Here is a 16,858-nt window from a genome sequence, read left to right on the forward strand (position 1 = left end):
CTCAGCCCAGCCACTCCCGCGCCGCCTCGAGCGCCCAGTAGCTCAGGACGATCTGCGCCCCGCCGCGCCGCAGCGCCAGCAGCGACTCCAGCACCACCCGTTCGCGGTCCACGGCCCCGGCCTGCGCCGCGAACTCGACCATCGCGTACTCCCCCGACACCTGGTAGCTGGCGACGGGGACATCGGCGACGTCGGCGACGGCGCGCAGGACGTCGAGGTAGGGCAGCCCGGGTTTGACCATCACCATGTCCGCGCCCTCGTCGAGGTCGAGGCGCACCTCGCGCAGCGCCTCGGCGACGTTCGCGGCGGGGTCCTGCTGGTAGGTGCGGCGGTCGCCCTTGAGCTGGGAGTTCACAGCCTCGCGGAACGGGCCGTAGAAACCGCTGGCGTACTTCACGGCGTAGGCGAACAGCGACACGTCGTCGAAACCGCCGGAGTCCAGCGCCTCGCGCAGGAACGCGATCTGCCCGTCCATCATCCCGCTCGGCCCGAGCACGTGGGCCCCGGCGGTGCTCTGCGCCAGCGCCATCGACGCGTACCGGTCCAGGGTGGCGTCGTTGTCGACCCGCCCGCGGGAGTCCAGGACCCCGCAGTGGCCGTGGTCGGTGAACTCGTCCAGGCACAGGTCGGCCATGACGACGATCTCGTCGCCGACGGCGTCGCGGACGTCCTTCAGCGCGACGTTGAGGATCCCGTCCGGGTCGTCGGCGCCCGAACCCGTCGCGTCCAGCTCCTCGGGCACCCCGAAGAGCATGATCCCGCCCAGGCCCGCCGCGACGGCCTCCTTCGCCGTGGCCACCAGCGACTCGCGGGTGTGCTGCACGACCCCGGGCAGGGTCCGGATCGGCTGGGGGGCGCTGATGCCCTCCCGCACGAACACCGGCAGGACGAGGTCACCCGGGTGCAGGTGCACGTCCGTCACTAGCCGGCGCATGGCCGGGGTGGCGCGCAGACGGCGCGGGCGGATCGGCAACTGCACCACGGGGGAACCTCTCGACGGGACTCAGCGCGCCCGGCGGCGCGCGGACGACTTCTTCTGGCTGGGCCGCAGGACGGGTTCGCCCGCCTCGACCGCGGCGGCGCGCAGCACGTTGCCGTACGAGGCGAGGGCCTCGACGAGCGACTCAGCGCTGGGTTCGGCGGCGAGCACGTCGACGCGCAACCCGTGCTCCTCGGCCGTCTTGGCCGTCGCCGGGCCGATGCAGGCCACGACGGTCGACGGGTGCGGTTTGCCCGCGATCCCGACGAGGTTGCGCACGGTCGAGCTCGACGTGAAGACGACCGCGTCGAACGCGCCGGTCTTGATGGCGTCGCGCACGGGCGCGGCGGGCGGGGCCGCCCGCACGGTCCGGTAGGCCGTGACGTCGTCGACCTCCCAGCCGTTCTCGACCAGGCCCGCGACGAGAGTGTCGGTGGCGATGTCGGCGCGCGGCAGGAACACCCGGTTGATGGGGTCCAGGACGTCGTCGTAGGGCGGCCACGCCTCGAGCAGACCGGCCGCCGACTGCTCCGTCTCCGGCAGCAGGTCCGGTTCGATCCCCCACTCGCGCAACGCCTCGGCGGTGACGCCGCCGACCGCAGCGACCTTCAGGCCGGAGAACGCGCGGGCGTCGAGGCCGTACTCGGTGAACTTCTCGCGCACGGCCTTGACGGCGTTGACGGACGTGAAGCCGATCCACTCGTAGCGGCCCGTGACCAGGCCCTTGACGGCCTTCTCCATCTGCTGCGGGGTGCGCGGCGGTTCCACGGAGATGGTCGGCACGACCTCGGCGGTGGCGCCGTGGCCGGACAGCCGGGCGGTGATCCCGCCGGCCTGCTCCTTGGTGCGCGGCACCAGGACCCGCCAGCCGAACAGCGGTTTCGTCTCGTACCAGGAGTTCTGCTCGCGCAGGGCGACGACGTCGCCGACGACGGCCGTGGTGGGCGAGGAGTCCAGTCCGGCGACGGCGGCGGCGAGCTTGCCCAGCGTGGTCGTGGTCGTCGTCTGGCCCGTCGTCGTGCCGTGCGAGGTGAGCGCGACGGGCGTCGCGGCGCCCCGGCCGGCCCCGAGCAGCCCGGCGGCGGCGGCGGCGATGTCGTCCCCGGAGCCGAGCACGACGACCGTGGCGTCGGCGTCGGCGTGGCGCGACCAGTCCAGCGAACGGCCCGCGGGGTGCACGACGTTGACGCTGGAGGTGCCCGGCGTCGTCATGGGGATGCCCGCGTACGTCGGGACGGCGTTGACGGCGGAGACGCCCGGCACGACGTCGAACGTGACCCCGGCCTTGCGGCAGGCCGCGACCTCGTCGACGAGCCCGGTGAAGGTGGAGGGGTCCCCGTCCATGAGCCGCACGACCCGGCCACCGGCCTTGGCCGCCCTGACGACGAGCTTGGCGCGCGCGGCCCGGGCCAGCGGCTGGCCGTCGTCGCCGAAGGCGGCGTCGAGGACCTCCACCCCGGGCCGGGCGAAGCGGGCGACGAGGTCCTCACGGCTGCCCTGGTCGAGCACGACGACGTCGGCCGCGCCGAGCAGGTCCACGGCGCGCACGGTCAGCAGCCCCGGGTCGCCGGGGCCGGCCCCGACGAACGAGACGTGCCCGAGGTCCTTGTCGGTCTTGTCGCCCTTGAGCGTCTTCTCCGAGCTCCTGGCCGCCTTGGACCCGGACCGGCCCGCGGCCTTCTTCGCCCGCGACTGCGCGGGCACCTCGGACTTCTTGGCGTCGAGGACCTCGCTCAGGTCGCTCACCTCGGCGGGGGCGTCCACCAGTGCGCCGGCCGGCGTCTCGGCGGGCGCCTGGACCAGCAGGTCGACCGGGGTGCTCACCGGGGTGTCGACCGGGGCCTCGACGGCTTCGAGGACCGGTTCGACGAGGACCGGTGCGGTGACCGGGCTGTTCGTCATCGTGCTCACGAGCCACTCTCCGGATCGGGACGTGGACCGTCGTCGGAACGGTCCTGGGGGTGGTTCTCCAACGTGACTTCGGGGTCCCCGCCGCGAGCGGCGGAAGTGTGCGGGCGCAGCTCGTGCTGCAGGAGGTCGCGGGCGATCTCGGCGCCCAACGTACGCGCGGAGGGCTCGTCGGGGACAGTCGCGAACGGCCGGGCGCGGCGCACCAGGACCCCGGCGTGGTCCTCGACGGCCACGTGCAGGGTCTCCTCACCGGCGTGGGCGCCGACGGGGGCCGAGCAGCCGGCCTCCAGGGAGGCGAGCACCTGGCGCTCGGCGGCCACGGCCCGGCGCACGTGCGGGGCGTCGATGGCGGCCAGCACCTGCAGGACCTCGGCGTCGCCGCTGCGGCACTCCACGGCCAGCGCGCCCTGGCCGGGGGCCGGGACGTACTCGGTGGGGTCGAAGAACTCGGTGACGTCCCCGAGCCGGCCGAGGCGGGCCAGGCCGGACGCGGCCAGGACGACGGCGTCGAGCTCGCCGGCGGTCACGAACCCGATCCGGGTGTCGACGTTGCCGCGGATGGCGACGACGTCGAGGTCCGGGCGCAGCGCCCGCAGCAGGGCCGTGCGGCGGGGCGAGCCGGTGCCGACGCGGGCCCCGGCGGGCAGGTCGGCCAGGGTGCGCCCGCCCGAGGCGACGAGCGCGTCGCGCGGGTCCTCGCGCTCGGGGACGGCGCCCAGGACGAGCCCGTCGGCGGCCGCCGTCGGCAGGTCCTTCAGGGAGTGCACGGCGAGGTCGACCGCGTCGGCGAGCAGCGCGTCGCGCAGCGCCGAGACGAACACACCCGTCCCGCCGATCTGGGCCAGCGGCGCGCGGTTGACGTCGCCGTGGGTCGTGACCTCGACGAGCTCGACCTTGGACCCGTTGGCGCGCAGCAGGTCCGCGACCCACGTGCTCTGGGTGGTGGCCAGGGCGCTGCGCCGGGTGCCGAGCCGGAGGACGCGCGTCTGCGACACGGGGGTCACGACACGCGTCCCACCGCGTCGGCGACGGTCCCGGACAGCGGGGCGTCCCCGGGCAGGGCTCCCCCGCCGATCCCGACCTCGAGGTCGAACAGGGCCCGCAGCGCAGCGGCGTACCCGACGCCGCCGGGGGCCTCGGCGAGCTGCTTCACCCGCACCGTCGGGGTGTGCAGCAGCTTCTCGACGATCCGGTGCACCGTGCGGTCGACCTCCGCGCGGGCCGCGGCGTCCAGGTCGACCCGGCTGGCGAGGCGGCGCATCTCGGCCTCGACGACGTGGCGGGCCTGGGCCCGCAGCGCCACGACCGTGGGGGCGACGTCGGCCGCGCGCAGCGAGGCGGCGTGGGAGGCGACCTCCTCGGCGACGATGGCCCGCACCGAGCGCAGGTCGTCGGCGACGGCGGAGGCGGCCAGGTCGGCCCCCAGGCCCTCGAGGTCGACGAGGTGCACCCCGCGCAGGGTGGCGACGTCGGGCTGCACGTCGCGCGGCAGGGCGAGGTCGGCGACGAGCAGCGGCCGCTGCGGGCGGTCCAGGACGGCGGCGGCGACCGTCGCGACGTCCAGGACGTGCCCGACGGCGCCGGTGCAGCTAGCGACGAGGTCCGCGGCGGCGACCTCGGCGCGCAGGTCCTCCAGGCCGGTGGCCCGGCCCCCGACGGCCGCGGCCAGGCGCTGCGCGCGCTCGGGCGTGCGGTTGGCGACCACGACGTCCATGCCCGCGCGGGCGAACGTCGTCGCGACCAGCGCGCTCATCGCCCCGGCGCCCACGACGAGGGCGCGGCGACCGGCCAGCGGCCCGCCCACGACGTCGACCGCGCGGCGCATGGCGGCCTCCACCAGCCCGGCCCCCGCGGCGTCCAGTCCCGTCTCGGAGTGGGCGCGCTTGCCCACGCGCAGGGCGTTCTGCAGCAACCGGTCCAGCGTCCCGCCGGCCAGCCCGCGCTCGTGCAGGTCGCGCAGCGCCAGGCGCAGCTGGCCGAGGATCTGGCTCTCGCCGACCGCCATGGAGTCCAGCCCGCAGGCGACCCGGAACAGGTGCTCGACGCCGGCGTCCTCGTAGTGGACGTACAGCTGCTCGCCGAGCTGGTCCACGCCGAGCCCGATGCGGCGGCACAGCGCGTCACCGACGTCGGCGACCCCGCCGTGGAAGCGCGAGACGTCGCAGTACAGCTCGACGCGGTTGCACGTGGAGAGGACGAAGACCTCCTCGACGTGCGGGGACGCCGTCAGCTCCTCGACGACCCGGGCGGCGGCGGCCGCGTCGAAGCTGGCGCGTTCGAGGACGTCGAGGGAGGCCGTCCGGTGCGACAGGCCCACGACCATGAGCGCCACTCAGACCACCTCCCCGATCCGTTCGCCGACGGTGGCGGTGGGCGCGGGGACGCTGGAGCGCACGGCGCGGCGCTGGGCGTGGAAGGCGAGGATCTGGAGCTCCGAGGCGAGGTCGACCTTGCGCACGTCCACGTCGGCGGGGACGCGCAGCACGGTGGGGGCGAAGTTCAGGACGCTGGTCACACCGGCCGCGACGAGGCGGTCGCAGACGCCCTGGGCGTGCTCGACCGGGACGGCGAGCACGCCGATGGTGGGTTCCCCGGGGCGCACGACGGCTCCGAGGTCGGCCAGCGGACGCACCCGCAGGCCGTTGACGACCTCGCCGACCACCTGGGTCCCGTCGTCGAACAGACCGACGACGCGGAAGCCGCGGGAGGCGAACCCGCCGTAGCCGGCGAGGGCGTGGCCGAGGTTGCCGATGCCGACGATGACGACGTTCCAGGGCGTGGTCTGCCCGAGCCGGTCCGCGATCTGGCGGTGCAGGCCGGCGACGTCGTACCCGACGCCGCGGGTGCCGTAGCTGCCCAGGTGCGAGAGGTCCTTGCGGAGCTTGGCCGACCCGACGCCGACGGCCTCGGCGAGGGCCTCGGAGGACACCGTCCGCAGACCGGCGTCGGCCAGGGCGGCGAGGGCGCGCAGGTACTGCGGCAGTCGCGCCACGGTGGCCTCGGGGACGTCGACCGTCCCCACCTCGTCCTCGTCCACAGCGGTCAGACCGGCATCCTCGTACGCGTTGCTCAGGCTCCGGGCAGACCCCGGAACCACTGGTCGTGCCCCAGCAGCCTAGGCTCTTGTGAAGCCGCGCACAAAGTCGTGACGGGCCCGCGTGACGAGCGCCACGTCCACCCTGAGTCCCCCCTGAGCTGCGGCTTCGGAGGCAGGGAAGGCTCACCTGACCTCGCTCAGCGCCCCCGGCGCCGCCACCAGCGCCGTCCCGCCAGCGCCTGCTCCAGCCGTGCGGCGTCCAGCCGGCCGAAGTCGCGCTCGACACCGTCCACGAGCACCACGGGGACCTTGTCGGAGTACCGGCGCAACAGCTCCGGGTCGGCGTCCACGTCGACCTCCGACCACGTCACCCCGCGGGCCCCGGCGACCGCCCGGACCACCTCCCGGCCGTCGTCGCACAGGTGGCAGCCCACCCGCGAGACCAGCACCACCCGAGCCCGTTCCCCGTCCACGACCCCTCCTCCGCACCGACCCGGGCCTACGATGCCGCAGTGCCCCGGCCGACGACGCCCCCCGTGACGCCCCCCGTCCCGCCGGGGGTCGACGCGGCCTTCTTCGACCTGGACAACACCATGGTCCGCGGGGCCTCGATGTTCTACTTCGCCCGGGGGCTGGCCGCCCGCGGCTTCTTCTCCCGCCGCGAGCTGCAGCGCTTCGCCCGCCGCGCCCTGCACTTCACGCTGCGCGGCGAGAACCTCGGGCACCTCGGGGAGATCCGGGAACTGGCCCTGGCCTTCGTCGCCGGGCACTCCAGCGAGCAGATCCGGCAGATCGGCGAGGAGGTCTACGACGAGCACGTCGAGGCCAGGGTCAGCGCCGGCACCCGGGCCCTCGCCCGCCACCACCTGGCCGCCGGGGCCCCGGTCTGGCTCGTCACCGCCGCCCCCGTCGAGCTCGCCGACGTCGTCGCGCGCCGCCTGGGGCTCACCGGGGCGCTGGGGACGGTCGCCGAGACCGTCGACGGCACCTACACGGGCCGGCTGCGGGGCGAGCCGCTGCACGCGCAGGCCAAGGCCGACGCCGTGCGCGCGCTCGCGGCGCGCTCGGGGTTCGACCTCGCGCGCTGCGCGGCCTACTCCGACTCCGCCAACGACCTGCCGCTGCTGTCGATGGTCGGTTCGCCCGTCGTCGTGAACCCCGACCGGGTGCTGCGCCGGCACGCGGGCGCGCACGGCTGGCCCGTCCACGAGTTCCGGCAGTGGCAGCGCGCGGCCCGCTGGAGCGCGCGCGCCGGGGTCCTGGCCGTGGGGACGGTGGCCGTGGTGGGGCTGTGGCGGCGGCGCTGACGTGACGCAGGTGTGGTGCACGTCACACCCGAGAACGCTCAGGTCCCGTCCGCCGCGGGTCGAGGATGCGGCGTGCCCCGACTGAGCGCCCTCGCCCCCCGGATCGCCGCCGTGACCGCGGTCGCCGGCCTCGTCGCCGGCGCCGCCACCGCCGTCACGACCCTCGACACCCCCCGCGCGGCCGCGGCCGCCGCGATCTGCGACCAGTACGGCAAGGCGACGACCGCCGACGGCCGCTACGTCGTGCAGAACAACCGCTGGGGCACCTCCGCCGAGCAGTGCGTGGAGCCGACCGCCACCGGCTTCCGCCTGAGCAGGGCCGACGGCGCCGTGCCGACCTCCGGCGCACCCAAGAGCTACCCGTCGATCTACTGGGGCTGCCACTACGGGACCTGCACGCCCGGCTTCTCCCCCGTCCAGGCCTCCAGCAGCACCTTCGGCGACGTCCGCACGAGCGTGTCCATGACCTACCCGACCAGCGGCGAGTGGGACGCGGCCTACGACCTGTGGTTCGACCCGACCCCCCGCCTCGACGGCCAGAACACCGGCGCCGAGGTCATGGTGTGGCTCAACCACGCCGGCCGTCCCCAGCCCGTCGGGTCCAAGGTCGCCACCGTGACGCTGGCCGGCGCCACCTGGGACGTGTGGTTCGGCAACACGGGCTGGAACGTCGTGTCCTACGTGCGCACCAGCGCCACCGGCTCGGCCGACTTCGCCGTCCGCACGTTCTTCGACGACGCGCTGTCCCGTGGCTACGTGCAGCGCTCCTGGTACCTCACGAGCGTCCAGGCCGGGTTCGAGCCCTGGGTGGACGGCGCTGGCCTGGCGGTGACGTCGTTCTCCGCCGGCACCGGCTCGACGCCCACCCCGGCACCCACCGGCACGCCCACCCCGAGCCCCACCAGCCCGACGATCAGCCCCACCACCAGCCCCACGACCAGCCCCGTCCCGACGGTGACCCGCTCGCCGCGCCCGACGTCGGGCCGCCCCGTCTGCACCGCCACCGGGCGCACCGAGTCGGCCTGGGGCGCCGGCGCCGTCCAGACCGTCACCGTCACCAACGGCGCGCAGGCCCGCTCGGGCTGGACGGCCGTGGCGACCCTGCCCGCCGGGCAGACGGTGACGAACCTGTGGAACGGGACCTGGACGCAGACCGGCCGCACGCTGACCGTGCGCAACGCCTCCTACAACGGCACCCTCGCCGCGGGAGGCTCGGCGACGTTCGGCTACCAGCTCGCCGCGACCGGCAGCACCGCCACCCCCACGACGATCACCTGCACCTGAGCGCCGGGCGGGTCAGGACGCGAAGACCACGACGTTGTCCCGGTAGTGGCCCGTCGCCCGGTCGAACGAACCGCCGCAGGTGATCAGCCGCAGCACCGGGCCGGGCGCCGGGCCGTAGACGGCACCGGTCGGGAAGGCGTCCTTGGGGTACTGCTGGACACCGTCGACCGTGAAGGACCGGTCGGCACCGTCCGCCGCGGTGACGACGACCCGGGCCCCGACGGACAGGTCCCGCAGGCGGAAGAACGGGGCCGGGCCGTCCTTGCTGTCCACGTGCCCGGCGATGACGGAGGGGCCGGTGTCCCCGGGGGCGGCGCTCCCGGTGAACCACCCGACCTGCTGGTAGTCGGCCGGGACCTCGAGCGAACCGTCGGGGTTGGTGCCGAGCCGGATCAGCGGCACGTCGACCCCGATGGACGGGACCTGCAGGCGGACCGGGACCTTCGCCGGGTCCAGCGCCCGCACCGGGTCCCCGACCGCCGGCACGGCGCCGCCCCCGTCCGAGGACGACGGCGATGGTCCGGCGGGTCCCGACGGGGCCTCCGGGGGCCCCGCAGGCCTCGCGGACGGGGACGTGCTCTCCGTCGGTGGTGCGCCGGCCGACCGGCTCTCCGCGAGGGACGAGGAGCACCCCGCCGCCGCGCCCAGCACCCCCAGGCCCAGCAGGAGGACGGCGCGTCTGCCCGGGACGGACCGGCTCACGAGGCGTGCGACACCGTCGCCCGCCGGCGTGCGAGCAGCCCCAGACCGCCGACGACGAGGAACGCGGCGAGCCCCGCGGCGACCTCCCGTCCCGGCACCCACGAGGTGGAGCCGACACCCCCGGACGCGGTCCCGCCCCCGCCGGTCTGCGCACCGCCGACCGGCATGGTCGCAGCCCCCGCGGCATCGGTGACGACCTGGACGCCGAGCCCGCCGTCGCGGTCGACCACGGCCAGCGTGTAGATGCCGCCGGCGGTCAGGTCGACGTCCGTGCTCGCCGCGGCGAGACCCTCGGCGGAGGCCTGCAGGGTCCACTTCCCGGCCGGGACGGAGGCGTAGCGCGTGGGCTGGCCGAAGACGGCGTCCTGGGCGAGGACGGGCCCGTTCGCCGCCTGCACCGTCACCGCGGCGGCCGACGACGCGGCGGGCAGCAGCCGGACGCTCACGGTCCCGGGCGCGGGAGGGGTCAGGTCGTCCTGCAGCGTGGCCAGCCGCGGCGACTGCAGGGAGCCGAGCCCGGCGAGGGTGTACGCGGCGCCCGAGGTGGCGCTGAAGGTGCTCGACAGGACGGGCGTCGTCGTCAGGGCAGCACCGGCCGGACGCAGCTCGACGGTGTAGTCACCCGGGGTGAGGCGCTGGTAGGGGGCCACGTCACCGTAGGCCGCCGACGCGGCCAGGACCACCGGGTCACCGCCGGCGGCGGGACGGGCGGTGACCTCCATGGCCCCGAGCCCGGGCACCAGGTGCGCGGCCCGGACCCAGGCGTCACCGGGGACGGCGGCCGAGGCCGGACGGGCGCAGGACAGCGAGACCAGCAGCAGGGCCAGCACGGCGACGACCACCGCCCACGCACGGGACTGCGGGCGGGCGCGAGGGGGTGTGACCAGCACGACGGACTCCTCCGGTGGGACGGGTGCGTTCACGGGCACCCGGACTCGGACCAGCGCGAGCGCCTCCGAGGACCGCCCGGGTGCCGCGCGTGCCCCCAGTGTGCGCCAGACCGGGAGGCCTCGCACGCATGAGCGGCCGGCTCCGCACAGGTTGACTTCACGTGAGGCTCGAACTACTGGGAGTTCCCGGACGAGCCCCGGAACGGTCCTGGGAATTCACTCAGGGTGCATCTGATATCACACTGCGAAGTACTTTTCCAGAACCCCCATCCAACCGGGTGACTGGTCCGAACTCGCGGGGAAAAGGGACCTAGCGTTCGTCGACGAGGCCGCTCCACGGCCCGGGGAACCTCGACGGCGCGGACCCTGAAAACCCGTCGAGAGGTTCACCATGGTCTCCCCCGTCGCTGTCCGTCCTTCCCACCCGTCGGTGACGATCGTCGTGCCGGCGTGGAACGAGGCCCGCAACCTGGAGATCGTGCTCCCCAAGCTGCCGGACGTCCATGAGGTCATCGTCGTCGACGGGAACTCCACCGACGACTCGGCGGAGGTCGTCGCCCGCGTCCTGCCGCAGGCGAAGTTCCTGCAGCAGACCCGGCGCGGCAAGGGGAACGCCCTCGCGGTGGGGTTCGAGGCCGCGACCGGTGACGTCGTCGTCATGTTCGACGCCGACGGGTCCGCCGACGCCGCGGAGATCGCCGACTTCGTGGCCGCCCTCGTCGCGGGCGCGGACTTCGCCAAGGGCAGCCGGGTGCTCGCGGCCGGCGGCAGCGACGACATCACCCTGGTGCGCGACACCGGCAACCGGGTCCTGACGGCGATCACGAACGTGTTGTTCCGCACCAGGTACACCGACCTGTGCTACGGCTACAACGCGTTCTGGCGCGACGTGCTGCACCACATGTCGATCCCGTCGTCGCGCTACGACACCGCGCAGTGGGGCGACGGCTTCGAGATCGAGACGCTCATCAACTGCCGCGTCGCGGCCGCGGGCCTGCAGATCCACGAGGTGCCCAGCGTCGAGCTGCGACGCATCCACGGGGAGAGCAACCTGCACGCCGTGCGGGACGGCATCCGCGTCCTGCGCACCATCCTGACCGAGCGGTTCCAGCACGGGCGCAGCACCACCCCGACGCCCAGCGCCGACCTGCTCACCCACGCCCACGCCGACTCCGCCCACGCCGAGGCCACCGAGCGCGTGCTCGACGCCGTCGCGAACGGCTCGGCCGACGCGCCACTGCTGGCCGCCGACATGCCGATGGTCCAGGTCATCGACCTGCGCACCCCCGCGGAGCAGGTCGTGCTCCCCGAGCAGGGTCGCGACGTGCCTGCTCGGGAGAACGCGTGAGCCCCACCGCCGCGGCGGGCGGGAACCGCCGGACGCGGGTCCTGGTCGTCGGGTCGGGCTGGCGCTTCACCTCCGGCATCAGCTACTACACCTGCCGCCTGGCGAACGCCTTCGCCGAACGGACCCCCACCAGCGTCGTGCTCATGCGCCGGCTGGTGCCCCGGGCCCTGTACCCGGGCCGTTCACGGGTGGGCTCGGTCGTCAACGACATCGACTACTCCCCCGGGATCGACGTGTTCGACGGGGTCGACTGGTACTGGGGACCCAGCACCCGGGGGTTGCCGACGTTCCTGCGGCGCACGTCCCCCGACGTCGTCGTCCTGCAGTGGTGGACCGGCGCGGTGCTGCACTCCTACCTGCTGCTGACCCAGCTGGTGCGCCGGCGCGGCGCCAAGGTCGTCGTGGAGTGGCACGAGGTGCAGGACACCGGCGAGGCCCGCGTCCCCGGGGTCGTCCGCTACGTGCGGTCGGCGATGAAGACGATGCTGCGCCGGGTCGACGCCCACGTCGTGCACTCCGAGTACGACTCCGAACTCCTGCAGGGCGCCTACGGGCTGGATCCGGAGTCGATCACGGTCATCCCGCACGGGCCGTACGACCACGTCCTGGACACCACGGCGGAACGCACGGGGACGTCGACGGCGCAGACCCCGCTGCGGTTGCTCTTCTTCGGGACGATCCGCCCCTACAAGGGGCTCGAGGACCTCGTGGAGGCGTTCTCCTCGCTGCCGCGCGAGGTGGCCGAGGAGTTCCGGCTCACGATCGTCGGTGAGACCTGGGAGGGGTGGACCGGACCGCTGGACGCGGTGCGGGACAGTCCGCACCGCGACCGCATCGACCTCGTGAACCGGTACGTCACCGACGCGGAGGTCCGCACGCACTTCGCCGCGGCCGACGCCGTGGTGTTGCCCTACCGGCGGTCGTCCTCCTCCGGTCCGCTGCAGATGGCCATGAGCGCCGGGCTGCCCACCGTGGTGACCGCGGTCGGCGGTCTGGTCGAGGCCGCCCGGGAGTACGAGGGAGCTGTGTTCGTCCCCCCGGCGTCTCCCCGCGAACTCGCAGACGCCCTGCGCGGACTGCTCGAACGCCGGGGAGTCCGCTACGCGGACCCGCACTCGTGGGACACCTCGGTCAGCCGTTTCGCGCGCGTCTTCCGGGAACTCGGCGTGCCCGGGACCCTGGACGAACCCGGCGGGAACCGGGTCACGTCCCACGAGCAGAGCGACCGGCACGCCGAGGTCACCCGGGACGTCGTGGCCTGAGGGCCCGCGACAGGCCGCCCCGCGGAGCAGTCCACCGGTGCAGGGGCACGACCTCACTCCCCCGCGAACCCCCGGGCCAGCCGCGCGGTGACGTCGAACAAGGGGTCGCGGTCGGCCCGCACGACGTCGTAGCCGTCCGTTTCCGCCGTGCTGTAGTGCCACACCAGGTACCCGGAGGCTCCCGCGGCGAAGGCGGCCTCGGCCTTGGCCCGCAGGAGTTCCGCGCGCCGGCCGCGGCCGCCGGCGTCGTCCGCGGAGATGCCCGCCTCACCGACGACGATCGGTTTGCCGAGCTCTTCGGCGATGGCGAAGGAACACGCGACGGGTGCCGTCCGGGACCGGCAGGTCGACGAGTCCACCGCGGGCAGGGTCCCGTCGGAACCGGCTCCGGGCATCGCCTCGGTGTCCGACCCGTACCGGGCCCAGTCGTGGACCTCCACGAAGTCGAGGTCGGACTGGTTGTAGACCTCGCGCAGGTCCGCGCCGCTGGCCCCGGGAGCGCCGTTGCCCTGCGTCCCCAGGGTGACGAGGTGGTTCGGGTCGACCGAGTGCACCAACCCCGCGACGTCACCGGCGAAACTCACCAGGACCGATCGCCCGCGCTCGTCGCGGGCCGTGGTCTCCGCCTCGTTCACGAGCATCCACGCGACGATGGTCGGTTCGTCCCGGTAGTGCCGGGCCATGACCTCGGCGTACTCGCGGAACGACAACCGGGCGCTGCCGTACGGTTCGCGGTACCCCTGGGTGAACCAGGCCCCCTGGTCGGCCTCGGACAGCGGAACTCCCGGTTCGCCCGTGCTGCAGTCCCCCGGCCCGTCCTCCAGGACGGGGATCACCCGGATGCCGGTGGCCCGCGCGGCGGCCAGGACGGCGTCGACGGCGCTGAAGTCGCGGCCGGAGGCGGTGTACGTCTGGTAGGCCCAGAACCGGATGACGGTGACCCCCGCCTCGTCGTGCAGCCAGCGGAACTGCGCCTGCAGGTCCTCGGGTGGGATCCGGGAGGCGGGACGGCAGGAGTACCGGTCGCTGGCGGCGGCGTCGTACAGGTTGAAACCCACGAACCGGAACGGTTCACCGTCGACGGTGAACTCCCGCCCGTCCCGCTGCACGAACTCGTCGGCGCGGTCCGCGCAGGACGTCAGCCCGGCCCCGACCAGCGCGAGCAGGCTCAGCGCGGCGACGGGTCCGATCCCCGCCCGGCGACGGGACGGGCCAGCTCGTCCAGGACGGGAGCCATGCGGTCGACGACGCGTTCCCACGTGAACTCCTCCCGGACCCGCGCACGCGCCGTGGCGGCCATCGAGGAACTGCTGGCGGGGTCGGCCAAGGATCGCACGAGCGCTTCGGCGAGCGCCCGCGGGTCGTTCGGGGGGACGAGGCGGCCCTCGACCTGGTCGCGGACGACGTCCGGGATCCCGCACGACGCGGTCGTCACGATCGGCACCCCGCGGTCCATGGCCTCGAGCAGGACCAGCGGGAGGGGGTCGAAGATCGACGGCAGGACGAACACGTCGGCCTGGGCGTAGAGGCGGTCGACGTGCTCGCGGTCGTGGATGCGGCCGAGCACCTCGACGCCGGGTTGCGCCGGGACGTCGGGACGGGTCCCGACCAGGCGCAGCGTCGCGCCGGGGAACCGGCGGCGGACCTCGGCGAAGGCGACCAGCAGGTCCGGTCCCCCTTTGCGGGCGAAGTCGTTGCCGATGAACAGCAGGTTCGGCGCCGCTCCCGGCGCACGGTCCTCCCGGGCCGGTCCGCGGCCCGGGTCGCCGTTCGCCCCGGCCCACACGACGGTGACCCGGCCGGGTTCCACGCCGTACTCCCCCACGAGGGAGTCCCGCGTCGCGGAACTGAACGCGAAGATGTGCCGGGCGCTGCGGTAGGCCGCCGTCTCGCGGGCGTACCAGCGCTCGAGGGCTCTGCCCCGCAGGGGGTTCCAGGGCGCCCACCCGGCGGCCGACTGGCGGTGGGTGCAGTCGACGTACAGCAGGCTCCCGGCTCCGCCGGCCACGTCGAACAGGGCGTGGACCTGCAGGACCGGGGCGAGCGGGTCGGGCGAGCGTCGGCGCAGGGCCTCGGCGTTGCGCGACCGCAGGGCGTGACCCAGGCCGCTCTTGTAGAACTGCTCGGCCCACTGGACGCGGGAGGGCCGGAACGTCGCGGCGGCCACGGCGAGCCGCTGCCACTGCGTGAGGTCGGTCTGCAGAACCCCCGAGACGGGGTACCGACGGTGGATCTCGGCGAACAGGAACGGCGTCAGCGCGTCTCCCCGGGACGCGAGCAGCAGACCGCCCGGGGGTGCCACCCCGGTCGGGGCGGGACCGACTTCCACGACCACGGGCGCGACGCCCCCTCCTGCTCGACGATCGTCCGCCGCGCGACGGACGGACCCCTCCCCAGTTTCCCCCAGTTTCCCCGCCGTGCGGTCGCACAGCCAGACCCTGTCCGGGTGACGCCGGGTCGTGACGGTGCGTCGCGGGAAGGTCCCGGACCGTCCCGCGACCGGACACCTCGTGACCGCCCGTCGCGGACTCGTCGGGCGGCTCAGGCCGGGCACGTCCCGGTGACCCCCGGCCGGACGGCGCCGGACCACGCACCCTGGACGCCGCGGACCGAGATGCCGGCGACGCGGTACTCGAAGGACTTGCCCGCCGTGGCGGTGGTGTCGCTCCACAGCGCCCCGCCCGCGGGCAGGACCACCTGGTCGCGGGCCTGCGCGGTGAGCCCTTGCCACGAGGTCGTCGACCCGGCCGGCCGGCGCTGCACCGCGTAGCGGACCGCCGGGGCCGCACCCCGCCAGCGCAGACCGGTGCCGCCGGAGGCGGGGACCTGGGTCAGACCGCAGGGCGCGGGCGGCGCGACGTCGGTCGGCGCGGACCCCGACAGGGTCGTGGCGAAGGAGCGCAGCAGGTCCGTGCGGTTCCGTTCGTCGTCGTCACGACCGGGGAAGAAGAACTGGAAGCCGTCGTCGTGGTCCACGAACCCGGCGGTGTCCGCGTGCGGCACCACCGACCAGCTGAGCGCACCGACGGCACCCGACGTGCGGACGGCGTCGAGGAACTGGGTCAGGGGGACGCCGCCGCGGTGGTTGTTCCAGTCGTACTCCCCCACGAGGTAGGCCTTCTGGTGACGGGCGGCCGTCTGCGCGGCCGAGAGCACCCGGTCGGTCTGCATCGGGTAGAAGTGGTCGTCGACGACGTCGACGGACGCGATGTCCAGGCTGGGCTCGTGCAGGCACCCCGTCCGGCAGGACGGGTCGGTGCCGTGGCCGTCGATGACCAGCTGCTGGGGCGCCACCGATCGGACGTGGTCCGCCACCGCCCGGGTCCAGGAGCCGTCCCAGTAGTTCCCCGCGCACGTCTGGCACCACATCTCGTTGCCCGTCTCCCACGCCATGATGGTCGGGTCGTCGCGATAGGCGAGCTTCGTGTAGGGGTTCACGTGCTGCACGAAGTGGGTGATGTACGCCTGGTAGTCGGCGATGACGCCGGGGTCGGAGAAGAACGCCCACTCCGGCAGCCCGCGCCAGCCGGTGTAGGTGAGCTTGCTGCCGTGGTAGTAGTCCCAGTTGTCGACCAGGGTGATGACCAGCCGCTGGCCGTGGCGGGCGGCCGAGGCCACGGCGTAGTCGATGGAGTCGAACGCGGAGTCCTGGAACTGCCCCCGGTGCGGCTCGATGCACTTCGGGCACCCGACGAGACCGCCCCAGGTGCGGACGACCGTCCCCCCGGAGGCCTGCGCGGCCCGGAAGGCGTCGTCGATGCGGAAGCGGGTCGGGACCGTCGGCTGCCCCGCGGCGTCCCGCACGTTGTCGTCCAGGCCGAGCCAGTAGACGTTGGTCCCCGAGAAGCGGAAGGGCTTGCCGTCAAGCGTCAGCTGGGTGCCCGCGCGACGCACGAACGCACCCGTCGGGGGCACCGCGGCGACCGAGCGGGTCGTGGCGACCGAGCGCGTCGTGGCCCTGACGGTCGCCGGGCCGCTGAAGGCCTCCGCCGCGCTCGGCACCCCGGCAGCCGTCAGCACCCCCGCCAGCAGCGCCAGGCACACCGCGAGGACGGGGCTGCGCAGGGGGCCGGGAGCGGTGGAGGTCGATCGGCGACGACGCATCCCGTCCCATCGGCACCCGGCGCCCCACCCTTGA

General features: G+C 74.5%; 15 protein-coding genes. 4 read left to right on the forward strand and 11 right to left on the reverse strand.

What is annotated here, in order from left to right:
- Position 1: 1 nt before the first annotated feature.
- The 6 genes from hemB to CLV37_RS10020 all read right to left on the reverse strand — a co-directional run bounded on the left by hemB (position 2) and on the right by CLV37_RS10020 (position 6,400).
- On the reverse strand, positions 2-982 hold the full coding sequence (hemB, locus tag CLV37_RS09995; RefSeq protein WP_106209786.1) for a porphobilinogen synthase: 981 nt from the start codon (positions 980-982) through the stop codon (positions 2-4).
- Positions 983-1,003: 21 nt separating this feature from the next.
- Positions 1,004-2,881, reverse strand: coding sequence for a bifunctional uroporphyrinogen-III C-methyltransferase/uroporphyrinogen-III synthase (locus tag CLV37_RS10000; RefSeq protein WP_211298560.1), 1,878 nt, complete (start codon positions 2,879-2,881; stop codon positions 1,004-1,006).
- Positions 2,882-2,886: 5 nt separating this feature from the next.
- Positions 2,887-3,885 (reverse strand): hydroxymethylbilane synthase, encoded by a 999-nt coding sequence (hemC, locus tag CLV37_RS10005; protein WP_211298530.1) that lies wholly within the window; start codon positions 3,883-3,885, stop codon positions 2,887-2,889.
- Positions 3,886-3,890: 5 nt separating this feature from the next.
- The gene (locus tag CLV37_RS10010; protein ID WP_245885353.1) at positions 3,891-5,213 is read right to left on the reverse strand and encodes a glutamyl-tRNA reductase; all 1,323 of its coding nucleotides are present in this window, start codon (positions 5,211-5,213) and stop codon (positions 3,891-3,893) included.
- 9 nt (positions 5,214-5,222) lie between these two features.
- Complete coding sequence (locus CLV37_RS10015) at positions 5,223-5,927, reverse strand: redox-sensing transcriptional repressor Rex (RefSeq protein ID WP_106209793.1); 705 nt, start codon at positions 5,925-5,927, stop codon at positions 5,223-5,225.
- Between the two features lie 197 nt (positions 5,928-6,124).
- The gene (locus CLV37_RS10020; protein ID WP_170127159.1) at positions 6,125-6,400 is read right to left on the reverse strand and encodes a glutaredoxin family protein; all 276 of its coding nucleotides are present in this window, start codon (positions 6,398-6,400) and stop codon (positions 6,125-6,127) included.
- A 63-nt stretch (positions 6,401-6,463) separates the two neighbouring features.
- Here CLV37_RS10020 and CLV37_RS10025 point away from each other — a divergent pair, with 63 nt between their 5' ends.
- Positions 6,464-7,234, forward strand: coding sequence for an HAD family hydrolase (locus CLV37_RS10025; RefSeq protein WP_245885339.1), 771 nt, complete (start codon positions 6,464-6,466; stop codon positions 7,232-7,234).
- 72 nt (positions 7,235-7,306) lie between these two features.
- Complete coding sequence (locus tag CLV37_RS10030; protein ID WP_170127160.1) at positions 7,307-8,518, forward strand: GH12 family glycosyl hydrolase domain-containing protein; 1,212 nt, start codon at positions 7,307-7,309, stop codon at positions 8,516-8,518.
- 12 nt (positions 8,519-8,530) lie between these two features.
- Here CLV37_RS10030 and CLV37_RS10035 read toward each other — a convergent pair whose 3' ends face one another.
- Positions 8,531-9,004, reverse strand: a complete 474-nt coding sequence (locus CLV37_RS10035) for a class F sortase (RefSeq protein WP_211298531.1) — start codon at positions 9,002-9,004, stop codon at positions 8,531-8,533.
- 212 nt (positions 9,005-9,216) lie between these two features.
- A complete protein-coding gene (locus CLV37_RS10040) occupies positions 9,217-10,110 on the reverse strand; it encodes a DUF4397 domain-containing protein (protein ID WP_106209799.1) in 894 nt (297 codons plus the stop codon).
- Positions 10,111-10,540: 430 nt separating this feature from the next.
- On the opposite strand from CLV37_RS10040, the gene CLV37_RS10045 reads away from it, so the two are divergent.
- A complete protein-coding gene (locus tag CLV37_RS10045; RefSeq protein ID WP_211298532.1) occupies positions 10,541-11,458 on the forward strand; it encodes a glycosyltransferase family 2 protein in 918 nt (305 codons plus the stop codon).
- Complete coding sequence (locus CLV37_RS10050) at positions 11,455-12,720, forward strand: glycosyltransferase (RefSeq protein WP_106209803.1); 1,266 nt, start codon at positions 11,455-11,457, stop codon at positions 12,718-12,720. The genes CLV37_RS10045 and CLV37_RS10050 overlap by 4 nt, the downstream gene beginning before the upstream one ends.
- A 53-nt stretch (positions 12,721-12,773) precedes the next feature.
- On the opposite strand, the gene CLV37_RS10055 is transcribed toward CLV37_RS10050, so the two are convergent.
- The 3 genes from CLV37_RS10055 to CLV37_RS27000 all read right to left on the reverse strand — a co-directional run bounded on the left by CLV37_RS10055 (position 12,774) and on the right by CLV37_RS27000 (position 16,824).
- Complete coding sequence (locus tag CLV37_RS10055; protein ID WP_170127161.1) at positions 12,774-13,979, reverse strand: cellulase family glycosylhydrolase; 1,206 nt, start codon at positions 13,977-13,979, stop codon at positions 12,774-12,776.
- Positions 13,889-15,055, reverse strand: coding sequence for a glycosyltransferase family 4 protein (locus CLV37_RS10060; RefSeq protein ID WP_170127162.1), 1,167 nt, complete (start codon positions 15,053-15,055; stop codon positions 13,889-13,891). Before CLV37_RS10060 ends, CLV37_RS10055 begins: the two co-directional genes overlap by 91 nt.
- Positions 15,056-15,261: 206 nt before the next feature.
- Entirely contained in the window at positions 15,262-16,824 is a 1,563-nt protein-coding gene (locus CLV37_RS27000) for a glycoside hydrolase 5 family protein (protein ID WP_146149356.1), read from the reverse strand.
- Positions 16,825-16,858 lie beyond the last annotated feature (34 nt).

Origin of the sequence: Kineococcus rhizosphaerae (assembly GCF_003002055.1) — a bacterium.
Lineage (GTDB): Bacteria > Actinomycetota > Actinomycetes > Actinomycetales > Kineococcaceae > Kineococcus > Kineococcus rhizosphaerae.